This window comes from Binatus soli (SeqCode) (genome assembly GCF_050015535.1).
In the GTDB taxonomy this organism is placed as follows: Bacteria; Desulfobacterota; Binatia; order Binatales; family Binataceae; genus Binatus; species Binatus soli.
This window is the reverse complement of the sequence record NZ_JBEKBF010000016.1, coordinates 76,239-97,803: the sequence shown is the minus strand read 5'-3', so window position 1 is coordinate 97,803 and position 21,565 is coordinate 76,239. Positions and strand designations below refer to the sequence as shown.

Below are 21,565 nucleotides of genomic sequence, written 5' to 3'. Positions count from 1 at the left end.
CCGGTGTTCATTCTTGCCGCCGCGCTGATTGTCGCCGGAGTCGCGCTGTTCGTGGCGGCTCCGCTCGGCATCGGGCTCGCCGGAGTGCGCGCCAAGTCGCCGGGCGAGCTTCAAGTGGAGCGCCACGAGCATGAACGCGCGCTGGCGGTGCAGGGTCTTCGCGAACTCGAGTTCGATCGCGAGATGGGCAAGTTGTCTGACGCGGACTACGATTCGATGCACAAGGCGCTCGAGGAGCGGGCGCTGACCGCGATGGCCGCGGTCGAGAATTTCCGCCTCCAGACCGACAAAGCCGCAAACCCGAAGAAACTTTCCTCAACACCTTTGACGCAAGCGCCGCGCCGCGCCGACGCCGTGCCGACGCCCGTCGTGCACGCCGAACCGCCACAGCCGCCGCAATCCTCGCCGGCGCCGTCGCGCAAGATTCGCTTCTGTTCGAAATGCGGAACGCGCGCCGCGGCCGACTCGAAGTTCTGCGCGCAATGCGGCATCGCGATCAAGCCAATGGGCGGCGCGGCCGCCTGGACTGAGTGATGTCGGCGCCCGTTGTCGAGACTCGCAGCCTGGCAAAGGCTTACGGTCTGGCGCCCGTCCTGCGCGAAGTGCAATTACGGCTGCTGGCGGGTACGGGCGCGTTTATAGTTGGCGGCAACGGCGCCGGGAAATCCACCCTGCTGCGAATCCTGGCCGGACTCGAAGCACCGAGCGCCGGCCACGCCCTGGTCTTCGGGCAGGACACGCGCAGACTCGCGGCCCGCTATCGGCGCCGAATCGGCCTGATGGCGCATCAGAGTTTCCTCTACCCGAATCTGACCGCGCGGGAGAATCTCGAATTCTACGGTGAACTGTATTCCCTCGCCGACCCGCGTGCGTCCGCCCATCAATGGCTCGGCCGGGTCGGACTGGCCGACGCTGCCGATATCCGGGTGCGTGCGTTCTCGCGCGGGATGGAGCAGCGCCTCTCTGCCGCGCGCGCGATGCTTGCCGAGCCTGCTCTGCTGCTGCTCGACGAGCCGTTTGCGTCGCTCGACCATGACGGCGCCGAAATCGTCGCGGCGCTGATTCGCGGCGCTATCGAACGCGGCGCCTGCGTGCTGGCAACCACTCATGGAATCCCCGAAATAGACGGCGTCGAGTTGGCGGTCTTCGAAATCTCGCGCGGCCGCCTGATGCAGCATGCGCGTAAGGAGGAGGTCCGGCGCGGCGGGCGAATCCGCTCGCTGCTGGGCAGATAGAAGCCGTGTCGGGCTTTGCCGCCGTCCTGCGCAAGGACCTGCGCCTCGAGCTCCGCAGCGGCGAGAGCACGCTGGCGCTGCTTGCGCTCTCGATGCTGGTGCTGGTGGTGCTGGTCTTCGCGCTCGGCGCGGCGCGCGTGCGCAGCGTCGACGCGGCGGCGGGCGCGCTGTGGGTGGCGATGGTGTTCGCGGGGATGCTGGGCGCCAATCGCGCGCTGCTCGCGGAGCGCGACAACGGCGCGATTCGCGGTCTGCTGCTCAGCCCGCTCGATCCCTCCACACTCTACGCCGCGAAACTCTGCGCTGCGTTGATCTTCATGGCGGTGGCCGAGGTTGGCGCGGTCATCCTGATGGTGTTGTTCTTCAATCTCGACTTCGACGCATCGATGGCGCGGCTGGCTCCGATTCTGGCGCTGGGCGCGGTCGGATTTTCCGCGCTGGCCACCCTGCTCTCCGCAATCACGGGACGCACTCGCGGCGGCGATATGCTATTGCCGATTCTGGCCGTGCCGATTTTCGTGCCGGCGCTGATTGCGGGCGTCAAGGCGAGTGCAGCCGCGCTCGCCGGCGCGCCGTTTGAGTCGATGGGCGACTGGCTGAAGATCATGATCGCGTTCGACGTGCTGTTCGTCTCCGCCGGTTACCTGCTGTTCGAGCATGTGGTAGGCGGGGACTGACCAAAGGAAAAGACCGGTGGCCCCATGAACAACCCCACGATTCGCAACTGGCTCGGATTCTCGACGCTGGCCCTGATGCTGGCGTCACTGTTCATGGTCTTCGACTACGTTCCCCCCGATGCCGAGATGGGAATCGCCCAGTTGATCTTTTATTTTCACGTCCCGCTCGCCTGGGTCGCGTTCGCGTCGTTCGGGCTGGTCGCGATAGCCGGGATATTTTACCTGTGGCTCGGCGATCAGCTCTGGGACGATCTCGGCTACGCCGCCGCCGAAACCGGAATGGTCTTCTGCACGCTGATGATTGTCGCGGGTTCGATTTGGGCCAAGCCGATTTGGGGCACGTGGTGGACGTGGGACTCGCGGCTGACGATGACTTTTATCCTGTGGCTGATGTACGGCGGCTACCTGATGCTGCGCGCCAGCGCCGATGACACGCCGCAGGTGGCCCGCTTCGGCGCGGTGATTGGAATCGTCGCCGCGCTGGACGTGCCGATCGTTATCGTGTCGGTGCGGATGTGGCGCACGATACATCCCGCGGTGCTGGTTACCAAGCAGGGCACTCATGGCTTGGAGGATCCGCGGATGATCTGGACGCTGATGGTGTGCCTGGCGGCATTTACCGCGTTGTGGGCGTGGCTCCTGATGCTGCGATTCACACAGTTGCGGACGCGAAGCAGGATGGGCAGGCTGTCCAGCAGGATCGCGTTCGCGACCGCGGCGGCATCCGACCCCAAGTAATGGAGTTGAGTTGATGGGAGCACATTTTGGATACCTGTTCGCCGCGTACAGCATCATCTTCATCGTGATTTTCCTGTACGTAATGTTCATCTGGCGCCGCCAGGCGGCGCTTGACGCGGAACTTCGCACGCTGGAGGCGCGGATGGCGGCGCTGGCGGAGCGGTCGGCGGCCGGCGGTCCAACGGAGCCGCAATCCGAGGCTTGAACCGGGTTCGCGCGGCGCAACTTGCTAATCGAGCATAGCAAGTAGGGTATAGTAACTGAGGTTACGAATGTTGCCGACTGAGTATTCCGGATGGAATTTCGCGACTACTACAAAACTCTCGGCGTCGATCGGAAAGCCAGCGGGGCGGAAATCAAGAGCGCCTACCGCAAGCTCGCCCGCAAATTCCATCCCGACGTAAATCCCAACAACAAGGATGCCGAGGCCAAATTCAAGCAACTGAACGAGGCCTACCAGGTCATCGGCGACGCCGACAAGCGCAAGAAGTACGACGAGCTCGGCGCCGACTGGGAGCACGGCGTATCGCAGGAAGAGATGATGCGCCGCTATGCGCGGCAGCAATCGCCGGCCGGCGCGGGCGCGGGCGCAGACTTCGGCGGCGGCGATTTCAGCGATTTCTTTTCGCAATTCTTCGGCGGCGGCGCAGCGGCCGGTTTTGGACATAGCGCCGGCAGGCGCCGGGGTTCGTCGCGCGGATTTTCCGGCTTCGATTTCGAGACCAGCGGCGCGGGCGCCGAGCCGGCGCGCGCGCCGGATCTTCGCGCCGAAGTCAGAATCCCGCTCGTCGATGCCGTCAAGGGCGCGAAGCGGCGGCTCGATCTCGTCGCCGAGGACGAATGCGCCACCTGCCGCGGCAGCGGGATGATCGCGCGCGAGGAAAAGCAGGGCAAGGCGCGCGTGATTCGCTCCGCCGAGCCATGTCCGACCTGCGGCGGAGGTGGCGTGGTGCAGGCACGGCGCACGCTCGAAGTCACAATCCCGGCGGGCGTGGCGGACGGCACGCAGTTGCGCTTGAAGGGGCAGGGCGGCCGCGCACCGCGTCCCGATCAGAATGGCGATCTCTTCCTGACGGTCAGAATCGAACCGAACCCGGTGTTTGCGCTTGCAGGCCGCGACCTCCGCGTCGATTTACCGGTGTGGGACTACGAAGCGGCGCTCGGCGCCGAAATCACCGTGCCGACGGTTGACGGGCGCGTGTCGCTCAAGATTCCGGCCGCAAGCCAGGCGGGACGGGTGATGCGGCTGCGCGGGCGGGGACTGCCGGCGCACGGCAAGGAGCCGGCGGGGGACCTGCTCTACGAACTGAAGGTGCTCGCGCCGACCGACTTGAGCGCCAAGGAGCGCGAGCTCATGCAGCAATTGGCCGATAGTCTGAAGGCGCGCGGGATTGCCGATCCGCGGGCGGAACTGATGGCGTCGAAATGATGCGGAGCTGAATACGGTGGCGCGGCGATCTTCATCTACAGGCTCGACTTCGATGCATCGACGCACCGATCGCGGCAAAGTGGTCCTGATGAGCAGGAGCGTGTTCTGCTCGATAGGCGGAATCAGCGAACGCGAGTTGGCGTCGTGGGAGCGCGAGGATCTGATCGCGCCGGTTCGAGTGGAGCAAGTGCGCGGACGGCCGGACGCGCTGTACGATCGCGAAGCGCTGCGCCGGGTTCGTGTGATTCGCACGCTCGGCGAGGAACTCGAAGTGAATATCCCGGGGATCGGCGTGATCCTGCATTTGCTGGATCAACTGGGGCGGTAGAGGCGAGGGCGAGGGGAAATCACTTTATTTGATGCGAAACCCGCCGTGGCTTTCAGCAGGGCGAAGCCCGCATGTTTATCTTAACATTGGGTGCAGGGGTCACCCCTGCTAATCTCGTCCGTGATGGGTCGGGATGCTGAAAAGACAGTAGTCGGCGCGATCGAGGCGGCGCTTGCGCGGGCGGGGGTGCGTCGGGGCGCATCTATACTGATCGGACTTTCCGGCGGGGCTGATTCGGTTGCGCTTACCTGCGCGCTGCTTGAGCTTCGCGAGAGGCTGGGACCCCGGGTTGCGGCGGCGCATTTGAACCATCGGATTCGAGGGGATGAATCCGATCGCGACGAAGCATTCGTGCGCGCTATGTGCGCGCGACTTGGTGTCGAATTGATCGTCGAACGCGCCGAGGGACTCGACGCGGCGATTTCCAGCGCGAACCTGGAGGAGCGGGCGCGCGAGGTCCGCCGCGATTTTCTTGGGCGCGTTGCGGACCGTATCGGAGCCGACTTTCTTGCGCTCGGGCACCATCGGGACGACCAGGCCGAGACGGTGCTGATGCGCCTGATGCGCGGCGCGGGGGCGGCTGGGATGGCGGCGATGGCCGAGCGCGGGCCGGGTCGGTTGATTCGCCCGATGCTGTCGATTTCGCGCGCCGACATTCGCGGCTACCTGGACGCGCGCGCGATTGCGTTCGTGGAAGATTCGACGAATTCGTCGCGCGACATTCTGCGCAACCGGATTCGCGCCGAACTGCTCCCGATGCTCGAGCGCGAGTACGCGCCGGGGCTTGGCGGGCGGCTGGTGGAAGTTGCGGCCGAGATGCGCTCGCTCGACGACCTCGTCGCGGCGATTGCCGCGCGCGAATTGGATGCGGCGCGTCGGCGCGGCGGCGCGCTCGACGTGTCGGGATTCAGCGGGGTGAATCGCGCGGTGCAAGCGGTTGCGATTCGGCTGTTTCTCTCCGAGCGGATGGGATCTTTGCGCAAGATTTCGCGCGCGCATATCGAGGCTGTCCGCCAACTGATACTCGAAGGCGGTCCGAGCGACTCGCTCGATCTTCCGGGCGGCTGGCGCGCCGAGCGCGAGTACAATTTTTTTCGGCTGGTTCATTCGCGGGCCGGGAGTAAAACCGGCGCCGCTGGATTCTCGGTTGCGATTGCGGCGCACGGAATCACAGTCGTCGAGGCGGCGGGTTTCAAGTTCGAGGCTTCGACGAATCCGGCCGCGGCCGGCGCCGCCGCGGACGCGTCGATGCCGGATAGTTTGCTTTCGTCTTCGTTGGTCGCAATGTTCGATGCTGCGGAAATCGCGGACGCGGGCTTGGTCGCACGCAATTTTATGAAGGGCGACAGGATGCATCCGATGGGGATGCGTGGCACGCGGAAGGTCCATGACGTGTTTGTAGATCGCAAGTGGCCACGGGCCAGGCGCGAGCGCTTCCCGGTCGTCACGGTCGGCGGCGAAATCGCGTGGCTGCCGGGGCTTGCGCGCGCAGACTGTGCGCTCGTGACCAAGGCCACCGAAACCGTACTGCGAGTTGAGGCGCGCGAAATCGCCGCTTAGCGCATGCCACGTTGCGTGCGGGTCAACGCGCGTGATACTTTGTCTTATAGCATGAATCAGTTTTCTCGCAGTATTGCACTGTGGCTGGTGCTGGGACTGATGTTCCTTCTGCTGTTCAATATCTTCAGCAGGCAACAGCCCAAAGAACCCGAAATAATTTTCTCGGACTTCCTTAACCAGGTTGAGAAGAACCAGGTCGTCGAGGCGACGATTCAAGGAAATCAAATCAAGGGCGATACGACCAGCGGGGAGCATTTCAAGACCTACGCGCCCGACGATCCCGACCTGGTCAAGACGCTGCGCGAAAAGGGCGTCAAGATCGCGGCCAAGGCGCCCGAGGGCGATCCGTGGTGGATGGTCGCGCTGATACAGTGGTTCCCGGTTCTGCTGATGGTGGGGCTGTTCATGTTCTTCATGCGCCAGATGCAAATCGGCGGCGGCAAGGCGATGTCGTTTGGCAAGAGCCGCGCCAAGCTGCTGACTGAGAATACCCACAAAGTTACCTTCGCCGACGTGGCCGGAATCGACGAGGCGAAGGACGAACTCGAAGAGATAATTCAATTTTTGCGCGACCCCAAGCGCTTCACGCGGCTGGGCGGCCGAATCCCCAAGGGCGTGCTGCTGGTCGGGCCGCCGGGAACCGGCAAGACGCTGCTCGCGCGGGCGATCGCCGGCGAAGCAGGCGTGCCGTTCTTTTCGATCTCGGGATCGGACTTTGTCGAGATGTTCGTTGGCGTTGGCGCGTCGCGCGTGCGCGACCTGTTCGTGCAGGGCAAGAAGCATGCGCCGTGTATCATTTTCATCGACGAGATCGACGCGGTGGGACGTCATCGCGGGGCCGGCCTCGGCGGCGGTCATGATGAACGCGAACAGACGCTCAATCAGTTGCTGGTCGAGATGGACGGGTTCGAGGCCAACGAGGGCGTGATCCTGGTGGCGGCGACCAATCGCCCCGACGTGCTTGACCCGGCGTTGCTGCGCCCGGGCCGCTTCGATCGCCGCGTGGTGGTGCCGCTGCCCGACGTGAAGGGGCGCGAGGGCATCCTGAAGGTCCACACGCGCAAGGTGCCGCTGTCCGAGGACGTCGATGGGACCAAGCTCGCGCGTTCGACGCCTGGCTTCGCGGGCGCCGACCTCGAAAACCTTGTCAACGAGGCCGCGCTGCTGGCGGCGCGCCGCAACAAGGACAAGGTCGAGATGTCGGACTTCGAGCTGGCCAAGGACAAGGTGATGATGGGCGCGGAACGGCGCTCGATGGTGATGTCGGGCTCGGAGCGCAAGATAATCGCTTATCATGAAGGCGGGCACGCGCTGGTCGCGATGCTTCAGCCCGGTGCGGATCCGGTCCACAAGGTTACGATTATCCCGCGCGGGATGGCGCTTGGCGTGACGCAGCAATTGCCGCTGGACGATCGCTACACGTATCCCCGCGACTACCTGGTGACGCGATTGGCGGTGATGTTCGGCGGGCGCACCGCGGAAGAACTCGTGTTCGGTCAGATGACAACCGGTGCGGGCAACGATATCGAAAAAGCGACCGAGCTCGCGCGCAAAATGGTCTGCGAATGGGGCATGAGCAAGGAGCTTGGCCCGATGACGTTCGGGCGGCGCGAGGAACAGATCTTTTTGGGCCGCGACATCTCGCATCATAAGGATTACTCCGAGCAAACCGCGCTTGAGATCGATCGCGAAGTGCGCCGTATCATCGATGATTCGTATCAGAAGGCGCGCCAGATCCTGTCGGATCATCTGCCGCTGCTCCATGCGATCGCCGCGCGGCTGCTCGAGAAGGAAGTGCTCGACGGTAGCGAAGTTGAGGCGATGGCGACGGCGTTCCGCGAAGGGCGCGAGATGCCGCCGTCGCCGGCCGCGGTGCGCAATGATTTTCCGCCGCGTCCAGGCGCGGAGCCGGGCAAGGAAAAGCGCGCCGACAACGAAAACGAAAGCCCGGTGCCCGGACTCCCGCCGAAACCCGTTCTCGTGTAGTCGTCTTCGCCGGCGTGGTCGCGGCGCTTCAATTGACTCGATTCGCCACGGCGAGTCGGTTGCCGCGTAGGTGAGGGGGAAGTGGGGCCGGTGCGATGCGACGCTCGCGGATTAAACCCAAGTCATCCAGTGATCGAGCCTTGCGCAAGCGGGCGTCTCAATCCCCATATCTCAAGCTTTACGACGGTCGCGTAATCAAGTTCCCCGCGGTGATGGGCGTGCTCAACGTCACGCCCGACTCCTTCTCCGATGGCGGTAGATACCTGGAGGCGGACCGCGCCGTCGAGCACGCGCTTGCGATGGAAGCGGCCGGCGCCGACCTGATCGACGTGGGCGGTGAATCGTCGCGTCCCGCGGGCGCGTCGGAGGTCCCGGTCGAGGTCGAGCTCGCGCGAGTCAGGCCGGTGCTCGCGCGCTTAAGCAAGCGGCTCGGCGTGCCAATCTCGATCGACACGCGGCGGGCGGAGGTCGCGCGAGTCGCGCTCGAGTCGGGCGCGGCGATAATCAACGATATCACGGCGCTCGAGCACGACTGCGAAATGGCGCCCCTTGCGGCGCGAACGAAGTGCGCGGTGGTGCTGATGCATATGCGCGGCGGTCTCGCCAATCATATCGAGTTCGCACGCTACCGCGACGTGGTGCGCGAGGTCGTCGAATACCTGGAGGCGCGCGCGCGATTCGCCGCGGGGGCAGGAGTTGTGCGCTCGCGAATCATCGTTGACCCGGGACTGGGCTTCGCCAAGACGGCCCAGCATAATCTGAAATTGCTGGCCGCCTTGCCCGACCTCTGTGCGCTCGGCTATCCCGTATTGGTGGGGGCGTCGCGCAAGAGCTTTGTGGCGCGAATAGCCGGAGCGGGCGAGCGGGAGCTGGAATTCGGCACGGCGGCTGCGAACGCGCTGGCAGTGGCGGCCGGCGCGTCGATCGTGCGCGTGCACGACGCAGGCGCGGCCGTCGCCGTGGTGCGGATGGCCGCGGCGATGGCGGGACGGGATCGGCGGTTCAGGCGCAATGCATAACTACATACCCATGATACCGCAGCCGCGATGGCAGGACATCGTTGACATCCTGATCGTGGCGTACGTGATCTACCGGATCGCGCTTCTGATCCGCGGTACGCGCACGATGCAGATGGTGGTCGGGATGGTGATCGTGGGCGGCGCGTTCGTGGTGTCGCAGGTGCTCGGACTGTTCACGCTCAACTGGCTCTTGAACAACTTCCTTGGTTCGTTGTTTGTGATCCTGGTGGTTATCTTCCAGGCGGACATTCGGCGCGCGCTGACCCGTGTCGGTGCGCAATCCTTCCTGGGCCGCAATGCGGCTGCCGTCACGCCTGCGGAGGAAATAGCAACCGCGGCGGCGTGGCTTTCGGCGCGTCGAGTCGGCGCGCTGATAGTGATCGAACAGGACGATGGGCTGGGTGAGTTCGTCGAAAACGGTAGAGTCGTTGACGGCAAGGTCTCGCCCGAATTGCTCGAAACGATTTTCATGAACGGCTCTCCGCTGCATGATGGCGCCGTGATCATAAACGGCGACCGGGTACTCGCGGCGGCGTGCCTGCTGCCGTTGTCGCAAAACCCCAACGTAAGCCTGTCGCTGGGCACGCGTCATCGCGCGGCGATTGGAATGAGCGAGGACAGCGACGCGGTTGTGCTGGTCGTGTCCGAGGAGGACGGGACGATTTCTCTTGCCCGCGGCGGTGTTCTGAGCCGTGGACTGGAACCAGCCGAGGTCCTGTCCACACTGAGGAAGCTGCCGGGTTAGGAGCGCGGAGGCAAAAGAGCGACGGGACGACGCACGATGAGGCTGGGCGACTTCAAATATATGTTCGCAGTTAGCGGCGCGCGGCGGCTCCGCGGCGGCGACATCGGGCTGCGCATATTCGCGGTGGTGCTCGCGACCGGACTGTGGATATTCGTCAACACGGCCGAGCGGAATTCACGCGAGCCGCTCACGGTGCCTATCAGCTATAGCTCGCTGCCGCCGGGGATGGTGATCGTGAACCATCCGCCGGCGTTCGTGAAAATCGAAGTCACAGGTCCGCGCAACCTGCTGTCGCTGCTGGATCCCGAGCGGCTCACGCTCAAGATCGATCTGCGCGGCGTCGCGGCGGGACAATCCGAGTTCAAGATCTATCCCGCGATGTTCAACGTAGAACGAAATACCGCCGTGACCAGCATCTCGCCCGATCAATTGTCGCTTGATGTCGATCGCGTCGTTAGCCGCGACGTGCCGGTCCAGCTGGCGGTTCAGGGGAAGGTCGAGCCCGGCTACACGATTACCTCGGTCGATATTACGCCGCCGAGCGTCACAATCATGGGGCCGAGCCGGTTCGTCGCGCCGCTTACGTCGGTCAGCACGGAACCCTTCGACTTGAAGGGACTCACCTCGGATACCAGCCGCTCGGTTGATATCGCGGCGCCCAATCCGGCGTTGGGATTCTCTACGGGTCACGTCGATGCGCGCATCAGTGTCGCGGAGGCGATTACCGACCGTGAGTTTCGCGCGGTCGAGGTGGAAGTCAAGGACAGCAATTTCAAGTACCGAATCGAACCCAGGCAGGCCACGCTGACGATTCGCGGGCCCGCGGTCAAGCTCGCGGGTCTCGCGCCGAAGGGGCTAGCCTACGTTGACGCCAAGGGCGTCGCGCCGGGCTCGCACGAGTTGCCGCTGCAAGTGACACTGCCCGACGGAATGCAGTTGGTGCGCCAGTCGCCCGACAAGGTTAGACTGCGGATGTATCACCAGAAGCTGACAACTACTGCCGATGAGCACCCATCGTAAACTGTTCGGCACCGACGGCGTCCGCGGAGTCGCCAATCAGGAGCCGATTACCTCCGAGACCGCGCTGAAGCTCGGCCGCGCGCTCGCGCATGTGTTCCGCAATTCCACGGGTCGTCATCGCAGAATTCTTATCGGCAAGGATACCCGCCTGTCGGGCTACATGATCGAGACCGCGATTGAGTCCGGAATCTGCTCGATGGGCGTGGACGTGTGGCTGGTGGGTCCGCTGCCGACGCCTGCGATCGCGTTTCTGACGCGCAGCATGCGCGCCGACGCGGGCGTGGTCATATCGGCCTCGCACAATCCCTTCCAGGACAACGGGATCAAGTTTTTTTCGCGCGAAGGATTCAAACTCGACGACCAGACCGAGCGCCGAATCGAAGCGCTGGTGTTCGACGAAGGCGAGGTCGGGATGCATCGCGCGCGCGCGGACGATATCGGCAAGGCGGCGCGCATCGACGACGCGCTCGGCCGTTACCTGGTATTTCTGAAGTCGTGCCTGCCGCGCTCGGTCGCATTCGACGGGCTGAAGGTCGCGATCGATTGCGCCAACGGCGCGGCCTACAAGGTCGGTCCCGAGGTGCTGGAGGAACTGGGCGCCGAGGTCTTGGCGATCGCGGCCGAGCCCGACGGCACCAACATCAATCTGAATTGCGGCGCGACGCATCTCGACGGGATTCGCGAGACCGTTTTGCGCGAGCACGCCAACGTCGGCATAGCGCTCGACGGCGACGGCGATCGCGTGATGCTGATCGACGAGCGCGGCGAAGTCTTCGACGGCGACGACATGATGGCGCTGCTCGGCCGCAAGCTCGCCGCCCAAGGCCGGCTGAGCCACAACGCCGTGGTCGCAACCGTGATGAGCAACTTCGGACTCGAGCTCGCGCTTCGCGACGCGGGCGTGCGGCTGATCCGCACCGAGGTCGGCGACCCCGCGGTCGCGCGCGAGATGCGACTCAACTCGTACAACCTGGGCGGCGAGCAGTCGGGCCACGTGATCTTCATGGATTACTCGACCACCGGCGACGGACTGATCAGCGCGTTGATGGTGCTTGCGCAGATGGCCGAAAGTGGCCGGACGCTCGGCGAACTGCGCGCGATGCACCGCGTGCCGCAAGTTCTGGAAAACGTGCGCGTCCGAAATCGCGTGCCGCTAGCCGAGATGCCCGACGTTCAACGAATCATCGCCGACGCCGAGCGACGGCTGGCGGGCAGCGGCCGGCTGCTGGTGCGATATTCGGGGACCGAGATGCTCGCGCGCGTGATGGTCGAAGGCGAGGACGGCGTTCAGATCAAAGCGCTCGCCCAGGAAATCGGCGCCGCGATCCGCAAGTACGCCGGCACGGCGTGACCGATTAATTGCGCTTCGTGCGCTTGCGCTTCGCGGTCAGCGGCTTCGAGCCGAGCGCTTTTAGGTACGCCTTTACCGCGCGCGTCAGGCCCATATAGAGCGCGTCGGAGATCAGCGCGTGGCCGATGGAGACCTCCTGCAAGCCTTTGACCGCTTTCGCATAGGCCGGAATATTCTTGAGATCGAGATCGTGGCCCGCATTCACGCCCAGTCCGATTTCCCGCGCCAGCCGCGCGGCCTCGCGATGCGCCGCGAGAATCTCTTGACCGGCCGGCGTGCCGAACGCATTCGCATAAGGCCCGGTGAACAACTCGATTCGGTCCGCCCCGAGTTCTCGTGCGCGCCTGATCTGCCGGGCGTCGGTATCAAGGAAAAGACTCGTGCGGATGCCCGCGTTGCCGAGCCTTGCGAGCACGTCGCCAACCCATTCCGCTCCGCTCGTCAGGTTCCATCCCGCATTCGACGTCAGCACGCCCGGCGGGTCGGGCACGAGTGTCACCTGCGTCGGCTTGACGCGCATCACGAGGTCAAGAAACTCCGCGCCCGGGTATCCTTCGATATTGAACTCGACCGTCAGCATCGCGGCGAGATCGAACACGTCCTGAAACGTGATGTGCCGGGCGTCGGGGCGCGGATGGACCGTTATCCCGTGGCATCCCGCGGCGATGCAGGTACGCGCCGCCTCGACTACGTCGGGAATATTTCCGCCGCGCGCATTTCGGAGCGTCGCGATTTTGTTGACGTTGACGCTGAGCCGAATCATTTCAATACCGAGGCTACCAGAGCCAGCGCGCCAGTCCAGTTTTTCACTGCCGCCCGCATTCCCGCCTCCCGCGCATGGTGTAATATTTCCCGCAGGATTGCCGACGATGATTTTGCTCAACGCCGCCGAAAGCCGCCAACTCGATCGCATCAGCCAGGAAAAGTACGGAATTTCGTCCTACCTGCTGATGACGCGGGCGGGTGAGGCTGTTGCCGACGCGCTCGTCGAGCGCTTCCCCGAAGCGGCCGCCGATGTGCTCGTCGTGGCGGGCCGGGGTAACAACGGCGGCGACGGATTCGTCGCTGCAAGACGGCTGATTCGGGACGGCTTCGGCGCGCGAGCCGTTCTGCTCGGTCGCGCGGCGGACTTGAAGGGCGATGCCGCGCGCGCATACGCGGAGTTTCGCGCATCCGGTGGCAAGGCGATCGAGGCATCGGGAGAGTCCAGCCTCGAAGCCGCGCTTGGCAAACGCCCGAGCGCCGTTATCGACGCGATTTTCGGCACCGGCTTGAACGCGGAGGTCAAAGACGGGCCGCGGCGCGCGATCGAGATTGTTAATTCATTCGGATTGCCCGTAATCGCCGTCGATATCGCGTCGGGAGTGAACTCGGACACGGGTGCTGTCATGGGCGCGGCGATCCGCGCGTCTCTCACGGTGACGTTCGGGTTCGCGAAGTTCGGCCACGTTTCATATCCGGGCGCCGGACAATCCGGCGAGTTGCGGATCGTCGATATAGGTTTCGCCGCGCGCGCGATTGAGGAGATAGCGCCCCGCGGCCGATTCCTCGAGCGCGACGACGTGCGGCATTTGATTCGCGCGCGGCCGGCGAATTCGCACAAGGGAATGTATGGACATCCGCTGGTAATCGCCGGCGGCCGCGGCAAGTCCGGCGCCGTACTGCTTGCTTCACGCGCCGCCTTGAGAGCGGGCGCGGGCCTCGTTACGGCGGCGGTGCCCGAGTCGATCCAGCCAATCGTCGCGGCGGGGCAGGCCGAACTGATGACCGAGCCGATCGCCGATCGCGACGGCCACTTTGACGGCGCTCACGCGCCCGACACGTTAAAGATCATAATCGAAGGGATGAACGCGTTGATCGTGGGGCCGGGAATGGGAGTCAGCGATGACACCAGACGCCTCGTCGAATGGCTGATCTCAGACGCGTCCGAGCGCGAGCGTCCGATGCTGATCGATGCCGACGGACTCAACGCGCTGGCCGCGATCGGTTGCGAAGCCGCCCGGCGTGCGCGCGGTCCGGTCGTGCTGACGCCTCATCCGGGAGAAGCCGCGCGCCTGCTCGGCGTGACCCCGGCGATCATCAACGACGATCGCGTGTCTGCCGCGCGCAATCTGGCGGAACGAACCGGAGCGTCCGTGCTGATAAAGGGCGCGCGTTCCGTTATCGCCTCTCCCGACGGCGACCTCTATATCAACTCGACCGGCAATCCCGGGATGGGCACGCCCGGCATCGGTGACGCGCTGTCGGGAATCGTCGGCGCGCTGCTGGGGCAGAAGATGCGCCCGATGGACGCGCTCGCGCTTGGCGTTTTTCTCCACGGCTACGCGGCGGATCGCGTCGCGGCGCGGATGGGGCGCGTTGGCTATATCGCCGGCGACCTCATTGACGAGTTGCCGGCGGCACTGGAAGCACTAACGCGGTAGTTGCGCTATATTACGACTGAGTAATCGCGATGGCTAATGCCGCTGCAGAATCGGAGGAATCGGGCGCGACCGTGGTCACGATGGTGATCGAGAGCCGCTCGCCGCACGAGACCAAATCGTGGGGACGGCGGCTGGCCTCGCTTCTCGAAGGAGGGGAACTGCTCGGCCTGATTGGCGATCTCGGTGCGGGCAAGACCTGCTTTATCAAAGGACTCGCGCGCGGACTAAGCCTGCGCGAAGAGGACATCCTGAGCCCCACCTTCACGATGATCCAGGAGCATCACGGGCGCTTCCCGCTCTATCATATAGATCTGTATCGCCTCGAAGAGGCGACACTGGATGACCTGGGTCTTCGCGAATATTTGTTTTCCGAAGGTGTCGCAGCCGTCGAATGGTTCGAGTGTCTGCGCGGCGGTGCGGAGATGGAATACCTGGCGGTCCGCATCAGCTACGCCGGCGCGAACATCCGCCGAATCGAATTCAGCGCGGCGGACTCCCGCCATGCGCAAATCATTTCCAAGTTGAAGCGCCGCTTCGCCTGAGGGCGGGAAGCTGCACCACCCTGCTGCGCGAGGGTAGTGTCTCAGTTTGAAATTCGATCAATAAACCAGAAAACGAGCCCAAAGATGGCCATCAGAAGTATCGGAGCCCAGAACAGAATTATGCTCGCCATGACACGTTGACGACCCGCCATCTCGACTTCACGCTTAAACCATCCGCTCATGCGGTTTCTCTTTGGCTCGCTTCCCATTCGTCCACGATTCCAACTAAATCCTCGAACGAAAAAAGATAATCGGCAACGCCCGACTCCATCGCAGGCGTTACTCTGAGCGTCTTGTGAATCCGAATGAAGTTGTACCAGAGCGCGTAGAGCGCCACCACGCTGCCCGCGGTACTGGCTGATTTCCGGGGACACGGCAATTCAGATTGATCGTCGGACGTGGCGGGAAGGGCACGAATATGCCACGTAGATAATGGACGTGCTTGCTTTTCCCCTCGTATGGTAGGATGAAAGTGCCATGATCTTCGCTGTCATAGCTGGCCCTGGGCATGAAAATATTCTCGACGAACGGATACGGGCGCTTTACCCGGACAAACATATACAATTCCACTCCAAGGGACACTGGTTCGTCGCCAGTACCGGAACGGCTGAAGAAGTCTCAGACCGATTAGGAATTTCAGCGGATAAACCGGACGATGTCAGAACTGCAATAGTTCTCGGTGTGTCCGGATACTGGGGCCGCGAGTCCGCCAATATATGGGAGTGGCTAACTGCTAATGGCGGCTAAAGAGGAAACTCCCCTCCGCTTCACAACTAAGCCGCGTCGCTCACTCCGCACCGGTAGTAGCGATCCGTTAACGTCTGCCGTATTCGATTTGAGTATGGCAGTCGGGGAATTAAAAAACGCAGTAGCCACGCTCTCCGCTCAAGGACAGGATCAAACTAAGGAATTAAGAAAGATTTCTGGTGAAATCACTGGTGCAAAGGCGATTGCGAAGTTTGTTGCTTCGGTTGCGGCATTCATAGGCGTGGCGACAATCATCAAACTGTGGCCGGTCATTCACGGTTGGTTCGCTTCTTAAATCAGGACACTTCCATCCTGAAATCCGGACACTCGGCCTGAAATTAGGACAGTACCTGCCCGCGAGGGGCTGGTTTGAGGCCCATTTTCCGCACATAATACTAAATTCCCCCTTTTTCCAGGGCGGATAGGGTCATCGCGTTGGGATTGGTCGTTCAAAAATACGGCGGAACTTCGGTCGGATCGATCGAGCGAATCAAGGCGGTCGCCGATCGCGTGGTCAGGGCGCGCGGCGCCGGCAATCGGATGGTCGTGGTGGTCTCGGCGATGGCCGGCGAGACCAATCGGTTGTTCAAGCTAGCCTCCGAATTGAGTGATCGCCCCAGCCCGCGCGAGACCGACGTGCTGGTCGCCACCGGAGAGCAGGTCTCGGCTGCGCTGCTCGCGATCCGGCTCCAGTCGATGGGGCATCCGACGGTTTCTTTCCTGGCTTTTCAAATGAACCTGACCACCGACTCGAATTACGGCCGCGCGCGAATCAAGTCCGTGCAATGCGATCGGGTGATGCGCGCTCTCGACGATGGGCAGATCGTCGTGGTGGCCGGCTACCAGGGCGTCAACCCCGCCGGCGATATCACGACGCTTGGCCGCGGCGCGTCGGATCTGACCGCGGTGGCGTTGGCAGCGGCTCTCAAAGCCGACGCTTGTGAAATCTACACCGACGTGGACGGCGTCTATACCGCCGATCCCAACATCTGCCCCAAAGCAAAAAAACTCGGCCGCATCTCGTACGATGAGATGCTCGAGATGGCGGGACTCGGGGCGAAGGTCCTGCAAACCCGTTCGGTTGAACTAGCCCGCCGTTACAATGTGCCGCTCGTCGTCCGCTCCAGCTTCCGTGAAGCCGAGGGGACGTGGGTCGGACAAGAGGATTTGTCAATGGAGGACGTGCTCGTTTCGGGCGTAACGCTCGACCAGAATCAAAGCAAGATCACGATAGCCGGCGTCGAGGATCGGCCCGGTCTGGCCGCGAAGATTTTCAGCCCGATCGCCGACGCGGGAATCGTCGTGGACATGATCATCCAGAACGCCAGCGCCGACGGCCGCACCGACATGACGTTTACCATCGGCCGCGAAGACCTTGGCCGCGCGCTCGAAATCGTTACGCGTACAGCCGCCGAAATCGGCTCGCCGGGCGTGCGGCATAACGATCAGGTCGCCAAGGTTTCGGTGGTCGGAGTTGGAATGCGCACGCATGCGGGCGTCGCGGCCACGATGTTCCAGGTGCTGGCGGCGGAACGGATTAATATCGAGATGATTTCGACCTCGGAGATTAAGGTCTCGGTCGTGGTCAATTCGAAATACGGGGAACTCGCGATGCGTGCGCTGCACGACGCGTTTGTCAACGGCGGCTCGAACGCCGCGCCGCGGGAGACAGTTTGAGTCCGATGGCGGATGCAAAACATATCCAGGTTTACGACACCACTTTGCGCGACGGATGCCAGTCCGAAGACGTCTCGCTGACGGTTGAGGACAAGGTCACGATTGCCCAACGGCTCGACGATCTCGGTTTCGATTACATCGAGGGCGGATGGCCGGGCTCGAACGATCGCGACGCCGCGTTCTTCAAAGAGATCAAGAAGATCAAAATTCGCCACGCCAAGATCGCAGCCTTCGGCTCGACTCGGCGCTCCGGAGTTCGCGCCGCGGCCGATCGCAATCTGCAGCTGCTGCTGCGCACCGGGACTCAAGTCGCGACCGTGGTCGGCAAGACCTGGGACATGCACGTGCGCGAGGCGCTGCGAATCCCGCTGAACGAAAATCTCGAAATTCTCAACGACACGATCGCGTTTCTGAGAAAGAACTTCGACGAGGCGATTTTCGACGCCGAACATTTCTTCGACGGCTATTTTCACAATCCCGAGTACGCGCTTGCGTGCCTGAAAGCCGTTGACGACGCGGGCGTCACGCTGATCGCGCTGTGCGACACCAACGGCGGACGCCTGCCCGGTGAAATTGAAGCCGCGGTAACGGCGGCTCGCGCGGCGGTCAATTGCCCGATCGGAATTCACTGTCATAACGACTCGGACGTCGCGGTCGCCAACACCCTAGCCGGCGTGCAGGCGGGCGCGGTGCAGGTGCAGGGGACGATCAACGGCTTCGGCGAGCGATGCGGCAACGCGAACCTGGTTTCGATAATCGCCAACCTGCAGCTCAAGCTGGGCTACCATTGCGTGCCCCCGGCCAAGCTCAAGACGATGCGCGAGGTTTCGCGGCTGGTGTACGAACTCGCCAACATCACGCCGTTTGCGCGCCAGCCGTACGTCGGCCGCAGCGCGTTCGCGCACAAGGGCGGGCTGCACGTCTCGGGAATCCAGCGCAACACCGCGACCTACGAGCACGTCGATCCCGCCCTGCTCGGCAACGACCGCCGCGTGCTGCTCTCCGAGCTCTCGGGCCGCGCCAATATCGTGTACAAGGCCAAAGAATTCGGACTCGAGCTCGAAACGGCGAACGACAAGATCGGCGTATTGCTCGACGAACTCAAGCGGCTCGAGGGCGCGGGCTACACCTTCGACGGGGCGGACGCTTCGTTCGAGCTGCTGATGCTGCGCACGCTCGGCCTGACCAAAGAACATTTCAACTTCGTCAGTTTCCGCGTCTTCGACGACAAGTGGCATGAGGACCGTGCGCCTTTCAGCGAGGCGGTGGTCGTGATCGAAGGACCCGACGGCGTGCGCACGCGCAACTCCGCCATCGGCAACGGCCCCGTCAACGCGCTCGATTCGGCGCTGCGTCAAGCGTTGCTGCCGTACTATCCCAATCTCGAGGCGATGCAGTTGGTCGATTACAAAGTCCGCGTGCTCGACAACGGCGCCGGTACCGAGGCGCGCGTTCGCGTGCTGATCGAATCGACCGACGGCAAACGCCGATGGGGCACGGTCGGATTGTCGAGCAACGTCGTCGAGGCGAGCTGGCAGGCGCTGGTTGACTCGGTCGAATACAAGCTGCACAAGGATAACGTGAAGCCGCGCACGAAGGCGGCGAGCAAGCACAACGGCGCGCGTCCGCGCTCTGGCAGGGCCGCGGAGAATGCGCCGGCGCGTGCAAGATAGGACGCGAGCGAGCATCCGACCACGCCCGCGCCAACCACGATTATGTTCGCGCTTGATGCGTCTGCGTCACGCGGAGAACCCCCATCTTTTTCCGCCGATCGGCGTAAGATAAGCTAATCGCCCACTGGTGGCGAACGAAACCGTCCATGCCGATTTATCTCGATCATAATGCAGGCGCTCCTGTTCGTGTCGAGGCTGCCGCCGCGGTCTCACGCCTGCCGGCCGACATGGGTGGGAATCCCTCGTCGGTGCATCGCTCAGGCCAGCGTTCGCGCCGGATGCTCGAGGTTGCGCGCGCGCAAGTCGCGTCGATCGTCGGCGCCGAGCCGCGGCAGATCGTGTTTACCAGCGGCGGCACCGAGTCGAACAATCTTGCCATCTTCGGAGGGATCACCGCGGCCTCCCGACGCCGTAAAATTATTTCATCCCAGATCGAGCATTCATCGATCCTCGCTCCGATTGCAGAACTCGAGCGCCGCGGTTTTGAGGTAGTGCGAGTCGCGCCCGACTCCGACGGACGAGTCGATCCCGGGCGCGTGCTCGCCGCGCTCGATAGCGAGACCGCGCTCGTCACGCTCGGACTGGCGAACTCCGAAGTCGGAACGATTCAGGATCTCGCTCCGCTCGCATCCATGTGCGGCGGGGCCGGTGCGTTGTTTCATATAGACGCGGCGCAGGCAGTCGGCCGAATTCCGGTCGATATCGCGGCGCTGGGATGCGATCTGCTGACACTGAGCGGCCACAAGCTTGGCGCGCATTCGGGAGTTGGCGCTTTGTACGTCCGCGACTTTACGCGCGTGGCGCCGATCGTTTTTGGCGGGCCGCATGAAAGCGGCATGCGGGCGGGCACGCCGAATCTGCTTGGCGCAGTCTCCTTCGGCGCGGCGGCCGAGGCCGCGATGAATGCGATGGCGGCAGAGTCGGTCCGAATCGGTTCACTTGCCGCGTCGCTGTTCGCGCGTATCCGCGAGGCGATTCCCGGTCTTCGCTTGAACGGCCCGATTGTTGGCCGGCTTCCGAATACGCTCAACCTCACGTTTCCGGGCGTGCTTGGCGAGAGCATGCTGATTGCGCTCGATCTCGAGGGCGTCGAAGTGTCGATGGGCTCGGCGTGCGCGGCAGGAGCCGTCGAGCCGTCGCACGTGTTGCGCGCGATGGGCCGCAGCGTTGCCGACGCGCGCAGCTCGCTCAGGATCAGCCTCGGCTGGAACAACACCGCACAGGAGATCGAAGCCGTCGCGGCGCTCATCCCCCAGGTGTGGCGGCGTGTCGCCGCCAGCGAACCTCTGTCGGAGGCGAGCGCACGATGAGGCCGCGAGTGCTGGTTGCGATGTCGGGCGGGGTGGACAGCTCGGTGGCGGCGGCGATGGTGCGCGAGCAGGGTTACGACGTGGTCGGCGTGGCGATGCGGCTTGCGCCCGAGCCGTCTGCGCCAATGGCGAACCGCCGCGGCGCCTGCTGCTCGCATGACGACTTCGAAGATGCGCGCCGGGTGGCGGAGCGGATGGATTTTCCGTTCTACGTGATTGATTTGCGCGCCGACTTCGCCGCGCGCGTGGTCGATAACTTCGTTTCCGAATATCTGGCCGGGTGCACGCCGAATCCGTGCGTGATGTGCAATCGCGAGATCAAATTCGATCGCTTGTGGAGCCGCGCCCGCGCGCTCAAGGCCGACTATGTGGCGACCGGACATTACGCCCGAATAGAGCAGGGGGCAGACGGCAGATTTCATCTGCTGCGCGCCGCCGACGACTCGAAGGATCAGTCGTATTTTCTATTCACGCTCGGGCAGGACGAACTCTCGCGAACGATTTTTCCGGTTGGTGCGATGACCAAGACCGAAGTTCGCGCCCGCGCGCGCGCTTTGGGCCTTGCCACCGCGGACAAGCCTGAGAGCCAGGAAATCTGCTTCGTTCCCGACGGCGATTACGCGAGTTTTGTCGAGCGGCAGAGCGATCCCGCGCAACTCCGCCCCGGATCGATTATCGACAGCGACGGAAGACGCCTGGCCGCTCACTGCGGCGTGCATCGATTCACGGTAGGACAGCGGCGCGGCCTCGGTATCGCCAGCGGAGAACGCCTATACGTCCGCGAGATTCGGGCCGAGTCGGGCGAGGTCGTGGCCGGGCGGCGCGAGGAACTCAATTCTCCGGGCCTGATCGCGAATCGAGTCAGCCTGGTCGATGATTCCATTGCGTCGGGGCGCGAGCTGAACATCGAGGTGAAGATTCGCCATCGGCATCGCGCGATCCCGGCAACGATGCGCGTCGATTCAGGGCGCTGCGCGGAGATTCGCTTCGCGTCGGGCGGTCCTGCAGTGACACCGGGACAGGCGTGCGTTTTTTACCGCGGCGAGGAAGTGCTCGGCGGCGGATTTATCGAACGGGCGATCACGGAAGAGCAAGCGAACTGACT

Annotated in this window: 22 protein-coding genes; 20 read left to right on the top strand and 2 right to left on the bottom strand. The window is 63.6% G+C overall.

Annotation, left to right across the window (positions count from 1 at the left end; all coding sequences use genetic code 11):
• The first annotated feature begins 3 nt into the window (after positions 1-3).
• From ccmI to glmM, 13 genes are all read left to right on the top strand, one after another.
• On the top strand, positions 4-534 hold the full coding sequence (gene ccmI / locus ABR989_RS13530; protein ID WP_428129461.1) for a c-type cytochrome biogenesis protein CcmI: 531 nt from the start codon (positions 4-6) through the stop codon (positions 532-534).
• Complete coding sequence (gene ccmA, locus ABR989_RS13525; RefSeq protein WP_428129459.1) at positions 534-1,235, top strand: heme ABC exporter ATP-binding protein CcmA; 702 nt, start codon at positions 534-536, stop codon at positions 1,233-1,235. Before ccmI ends, ccmA begins: the two co-directional genes overlap by 1 nt.
• 5 nt (positions 1,236-1,240) lie before the next feature.
• Positions 1,241-1,912 carry a heme exporter protein CcmB gene (locus ABR989_RS13520; RefSeq protein ID WP_428129457.1) on the top strand — a complete coding sequence of 224 codons (672 nt, stop codon included), beginning with the start codon at positions 1,241-1,243 and terminating at the stop codon, positions 1,910-1,912.
• 24 nt (positions 1,913-1,936) lie between these two features.
• On the top strand, positions 1,937-2,650 hold the full coding sequence (locus ABR989_RS13515) for a cytochrome c biogenesis protein (protein WP_428129455.1): 714 nt from the start codon (positions 1,937-1,939) through the stop codon (positions 2,648-2,650).
• A 13-nt stretch (positions 2,651-2,663) separates the two neighbouring features.
• Complete coding sequence (locus ABR989_RS13510; RefSeq protein WP_428129452.1) at positions 2,664-2,855, top strand: CcmD family protein; 192 nt, start codon at positions 2,664-2,666, stop codon at positions 2,853-2,855.
• 90 nt (positions 2,856-2,945) lie between these two features.
• Positions 2,946-4,079 (top strand): DnaJ C-terminal domain-containing protein, encoded by a 1,134-nt coding sequence (locus ABR989_RS13505; RefSeq protein WP_428129449.1) that lies wholly within the window; start codon positions 2,946-2,948, stop codon positions 4,077-4,079.
• A gap of 52 nt (positions 4,080-4,131) precedes the next feature.
• Positions 4,132-4,407 carry a chaperone modulator CbpM gene (locus ABR989_RS13500; protein WP_428129446.1) on the top strand — a complete coding sequence of 92 codons (276 nt, stop codon included), beginning with the start codon at positions 4,132-4,134 and terminating at the stop codon, positions 4,405-4,407.
• Between the two features lie 123 nt (positions 4,408-4,530).
• Positions 4,531-5,967 (top strand): tRNA lysidine(34) synthetase TilS, encoded by a 1,437-nt coding sequence (gene tilS, locus ABR989_RS13495; RefSeq protein ID WP_428129444.1) that lies wholly within the window; start codon positions 4,531-4,533, stop codon positions 5,965-5,967.
• A gap of 51 nt (positions 5,968-6,018) precedes the next feature.
• On the top strand, positions 6,019-7,953 hold the full coding sequence (gene ftsH, locus ABR989_RS13490; RefSeq protein WP_428129441.1) for an ATP-dependent zinc metalloprotease FtsH: 1,935 nt from the start codon (positions 6,019-6,021) through the stop codon (positions 7,951-7,953).
• Positions 7,954-8,093: 140 nt separating this feature from the next.
• Positions 8,094-8,972, top strand: a complete 879-nt coding sequence (gene folP, locus ABR989_RS13485; protein ID WP_428129439.1) for a dihydropteroate synthase — start codon at positions 8,094-8,096, stop codon at positions 8,970-8,972.
• Positions 8,965-9,717, top strand: coding sequence for a diadenylate cyclase CdaA (cdaA, locus tag ABR989_RS13480; protein WP_428129437.1), 753 nt, complete (start codon positions 8,965-8,967; stop codon positions 9,715-9,717). The genes folP and cdaA overlap by 8 nt, the downstream gene beginning before the upstream one ends.
• Positions 9,718-9,753: 36 nt before the next feature.
• Positions 9,754-10,737: a CdaR family protein gene (locus ABR989_RS13475; protein ID WP_428129435.1), complete on the top strand. Its 984-nt coding sequence runs from the start codon at positions 9,754-9,756 to the stop codon at positions 10,735-10,737.
• Positions 10,721-12,088, top strand: a complete 1,368-nt coding sequence (gene glmM / locus ABR989_RS13470; protein ID WP_428129432.1) for a phosphoglucosamine mutase — start codon at positions 10,721-10,723, stop codon at positions 12,086-12,088. Before ABR989_RS13475 ends, glmM begins: the two co-directional genes overlap by 17 nt.
• Before the next feature lie 4 nt (positions 12,089-12,092).
• Here glmM and ABR989_RS13465 read toward each other — a convergent pair whose 3' ends face one another.
• Complete coding sequence (locus ABR989_RS13465) at positions 12,093-12,851, bottom strand: pyridoxine 5'-phosphate synthase (protein ID WP_428129429.1); 759 nt, start codon at positions 12,849-12,851, stop codon at positions 12,093-12,095.
• A 106-nt stretch (positions 12,852-12,957) separates the two neighbouring features.
• Between ABR989_RS13465 and ABR989_RS13460 the strand changes: the two genes are divergently transcribed.
• Both ABR989_RS13460 and tsaE read left to right on the top strand, forming a co-directional pair.
• Entirely contained in the window at positions 12,958-14,511 is a 1,554-nt protein-coding gene (locus ABR989_RS13460) for an NAD(P)H-hydrate dehydratase (RefSeq protein ID WP_428129426.1), read from the top strand.
• Between the two features lie 29 nt (positions 14,512-14,540).
• The gene (tsaE, locus tag ABR989_RS13455) at positions 14,541-15,053 is read left to right on the top strand and encodes a tRNA (adenosine(37)-N6)-threonylcarbamoyltransferase complex ATPase subunit type 1 TsaE (protein ID WP_428129424.1); all 513 of its coding nucleotides are present in this window, start codon (positions 14,541-14,543) and stop codon (positions 15,051-15,053) included.
• A 178-nt stretch (positions 15,054-15,231) separates the two neighbouring features.
• Here tsaE and ABR989_RS13450 read toward each other — a convergent pair whose 3' ends face one another.
• On the bottom strand, positions 15,232-15,432 hold the full coding sequence (locus tag ABR989_RS13450; RefSeq protein ID WP_428129421.1) for a hypothetical protein: 201 nt from the start codon (positions 15,430-15,432) through the stop codon (positions 15,232-15,234).
• Positions 15,433-15,789: 357 nt separating this feature from the next.
• On the opposite strand from ABR989_RS13450, the gene ABR989_RS13445 reads away from it, so the two are divergent.
• The 5 genes from ABR989_RS13445 to mnmA all read left to right on the top strand — a co-directional run bounded on the left by ABR989_RS13445 (position 15,790) and on the right by mnmA (position 21,563).
• Positions 15,790-16,095 carry a hypothetical protein gene (locus ABR989_RS13445; protein ID WP_428129418.1) on the top strand — a complete coding sequence of 102 codons (306 nt, stop codon included), beginning with the start codon at positions 15,790-15,792 and terminating at the stop codon, positions 16,093-16,095.
• A gap of 140 nt (positions 16,096-16,235) precedes the next feature.
• Positions 16,236-17,477 (top strand): aspartate kinase, encoded by a 1,242-nt coding sequence (locus tag ABR989_RS13440; protein ID WP_428129417.1) that lies wholly within the window; start codon positions 16,236-16,238, stop codon positions 17,475-17,477.
• A 5-nt stretch (positions 17,478-17,482) separates the two neighbouring features.
• Entirely contained in the window at positions 17,483-19,150 is a 1,668-nt protein-coding gene (gene cimA, locus ABR989_RS13435) for a citramalate synthase (protein WP_428129415.1), read from the top strand.
• 146 nt (positions 19,151-19,296) lie between these two features.
• The gene (locus ABR989_RS13430) at positions 19,297-20,460 is read left to right on the top strand and encodes a cysteine desulfurase family protein (RefSeq protein WP_428129413.1); all 1,164 of its coding nucleotides are present in this window, start codon (positions 19,297-19,299) and stop codon (positions 20,458-20,460) included.
• Positions 20,457-21,563: a tRNA 2-thiouridine(34) synthase MnmA gene (gene mnmA, locus ABR989_RS13425; RefSeq protein ID WP_428129411.1), complete on the top strand. Its 1,107-nt coding sequence runs from the start codon at positions 20,457-20,459 to the stop codon at positions 21,561-21,563. Before ABR989_RS13430 ends, mnmA begins: the two co-directional genes overlap by 4 nt.
• Positions 21,564-21,565 lie beyond the last annotated feature (2 nt).

Excerpts from the sequence above, each read along its gene's own strand:
- glmM (WP_428129432.1), top strand. The coding sequence starts at position 10,721 with ATGAGCACCCATCGTAAACTGTTCGGCACCGACGGCGTCCGCGGAGTC.
- ccmA (WP_428129459.1), top strand. The coding sequence starts at position 534 with ATGTCGGCGCCCGTTGTCGAGACTCGCAGCCTGGCAAAGGCTTACGGT.
- ABR989_RS13505 (WP_428129449.1), top strand. The coding sequence starts at position 2,946 with ATGGAATTTCGCGACTACTACAAAACTCTCGGCGTCGATCGGAAAGCC.
- cimA (WP_428129415.1), top strand. The coding sequence starts at position 17,483 with ATGGCGGATGCAAAACATATCCAGGTTTACGACACCACTTTGCGCGAC.
- ABR989_RS13475 (WP_428129435.1), top strand. The coding sequence starts at position 9,754 with ATGAGGCTGGGCGACTTCAAATATATGTTCGCAGTTAGCGGCGCGCGG.
- ABR989_RS13510 (WP_428129452.1), top strand. The coding sequence starts at position 2,664 with ATGGGAGCACATTTTGGATACCTGTTCGCCGCGTACAGCATCATCTTC.
- ftsH (WP_428129441.1), top strand. The coding sequence starts at position 6,019 with ATGAATCAGTTTTCTCGCAGTATTGCACTGTGGCTGGTGCTGGGACTG.
- tsaE (WP_428129424.1), top strand. The coding sequence starts at position 14,541 with ATGGCTAATGCCGCTGCAGAATCGGAGGAATCGGGCGCGACCGTGGTC.
- ABR989_RS13460 (WP_428129426.1), top strand. The coding sequence starts at position 12,958 with ATGATTTTGCTCAACGCCGCCGAAAGCCGCCAACTCGATCGCATCAGC.
- ABR989_RS13500 (WP_428129446.1), top strand. The coding sequence starts at position 4,132 with ATGCATCGACGCACCGATCGCGGCAAAGTGGTCCTGATGAGCAGGAGC.
- ABR989_RS13445 (WP_428129418.1), top strand. The coding sequence starts at position 15,790 with ATGGCGGCTAAAGAGGAAACTCCCCTCCGCTTCACAACTAAGCCGCGT.
- cdaA (WP_428129437.1), top strand. The coding sequence starts at position 8,965 with ATGCATAACTACATACCCATGATACCGCAGCCGCGATGGCAGGACATC.
- ABR989_RS13465 (WP_428129429.1), bottom strand. The coding sequence starts at position 12,851 with ATGATTCGGCTCAGCGTCAACGTCAACAAAATCGCGACGCTCCGAAAT.
- tilS (WP_428129444.1), top strand. The coding sequence starts at position 4,531 with ATGGGTCGGGATGCTGAAAAGACAGTAGTCGGCGCGATCGAGGCGGCG.
- mnmA (WP_428129411.1), top strand. The coding sequence starts at position 20,457 with ATGAGGCCGCGAGTGCTGGTTGCGATGTCGGGCGGGGTGGACAGCTCG.
- ABR989_RS13515 (WP_428129455.1), top strand. The coding sequence starts at position 1,937 with ATGAACAACCCCACGATTCGCAACTGGCTCGGATTCTCGACGCTGGCC.
- ABR989_RS13430 (WP_428129413.1), top strand. The coding sequence starts at position 19,297 with ATGCCGATTTATCTCGATCATAATGCAGGCGCTCCTGTTCGTGTCGAG.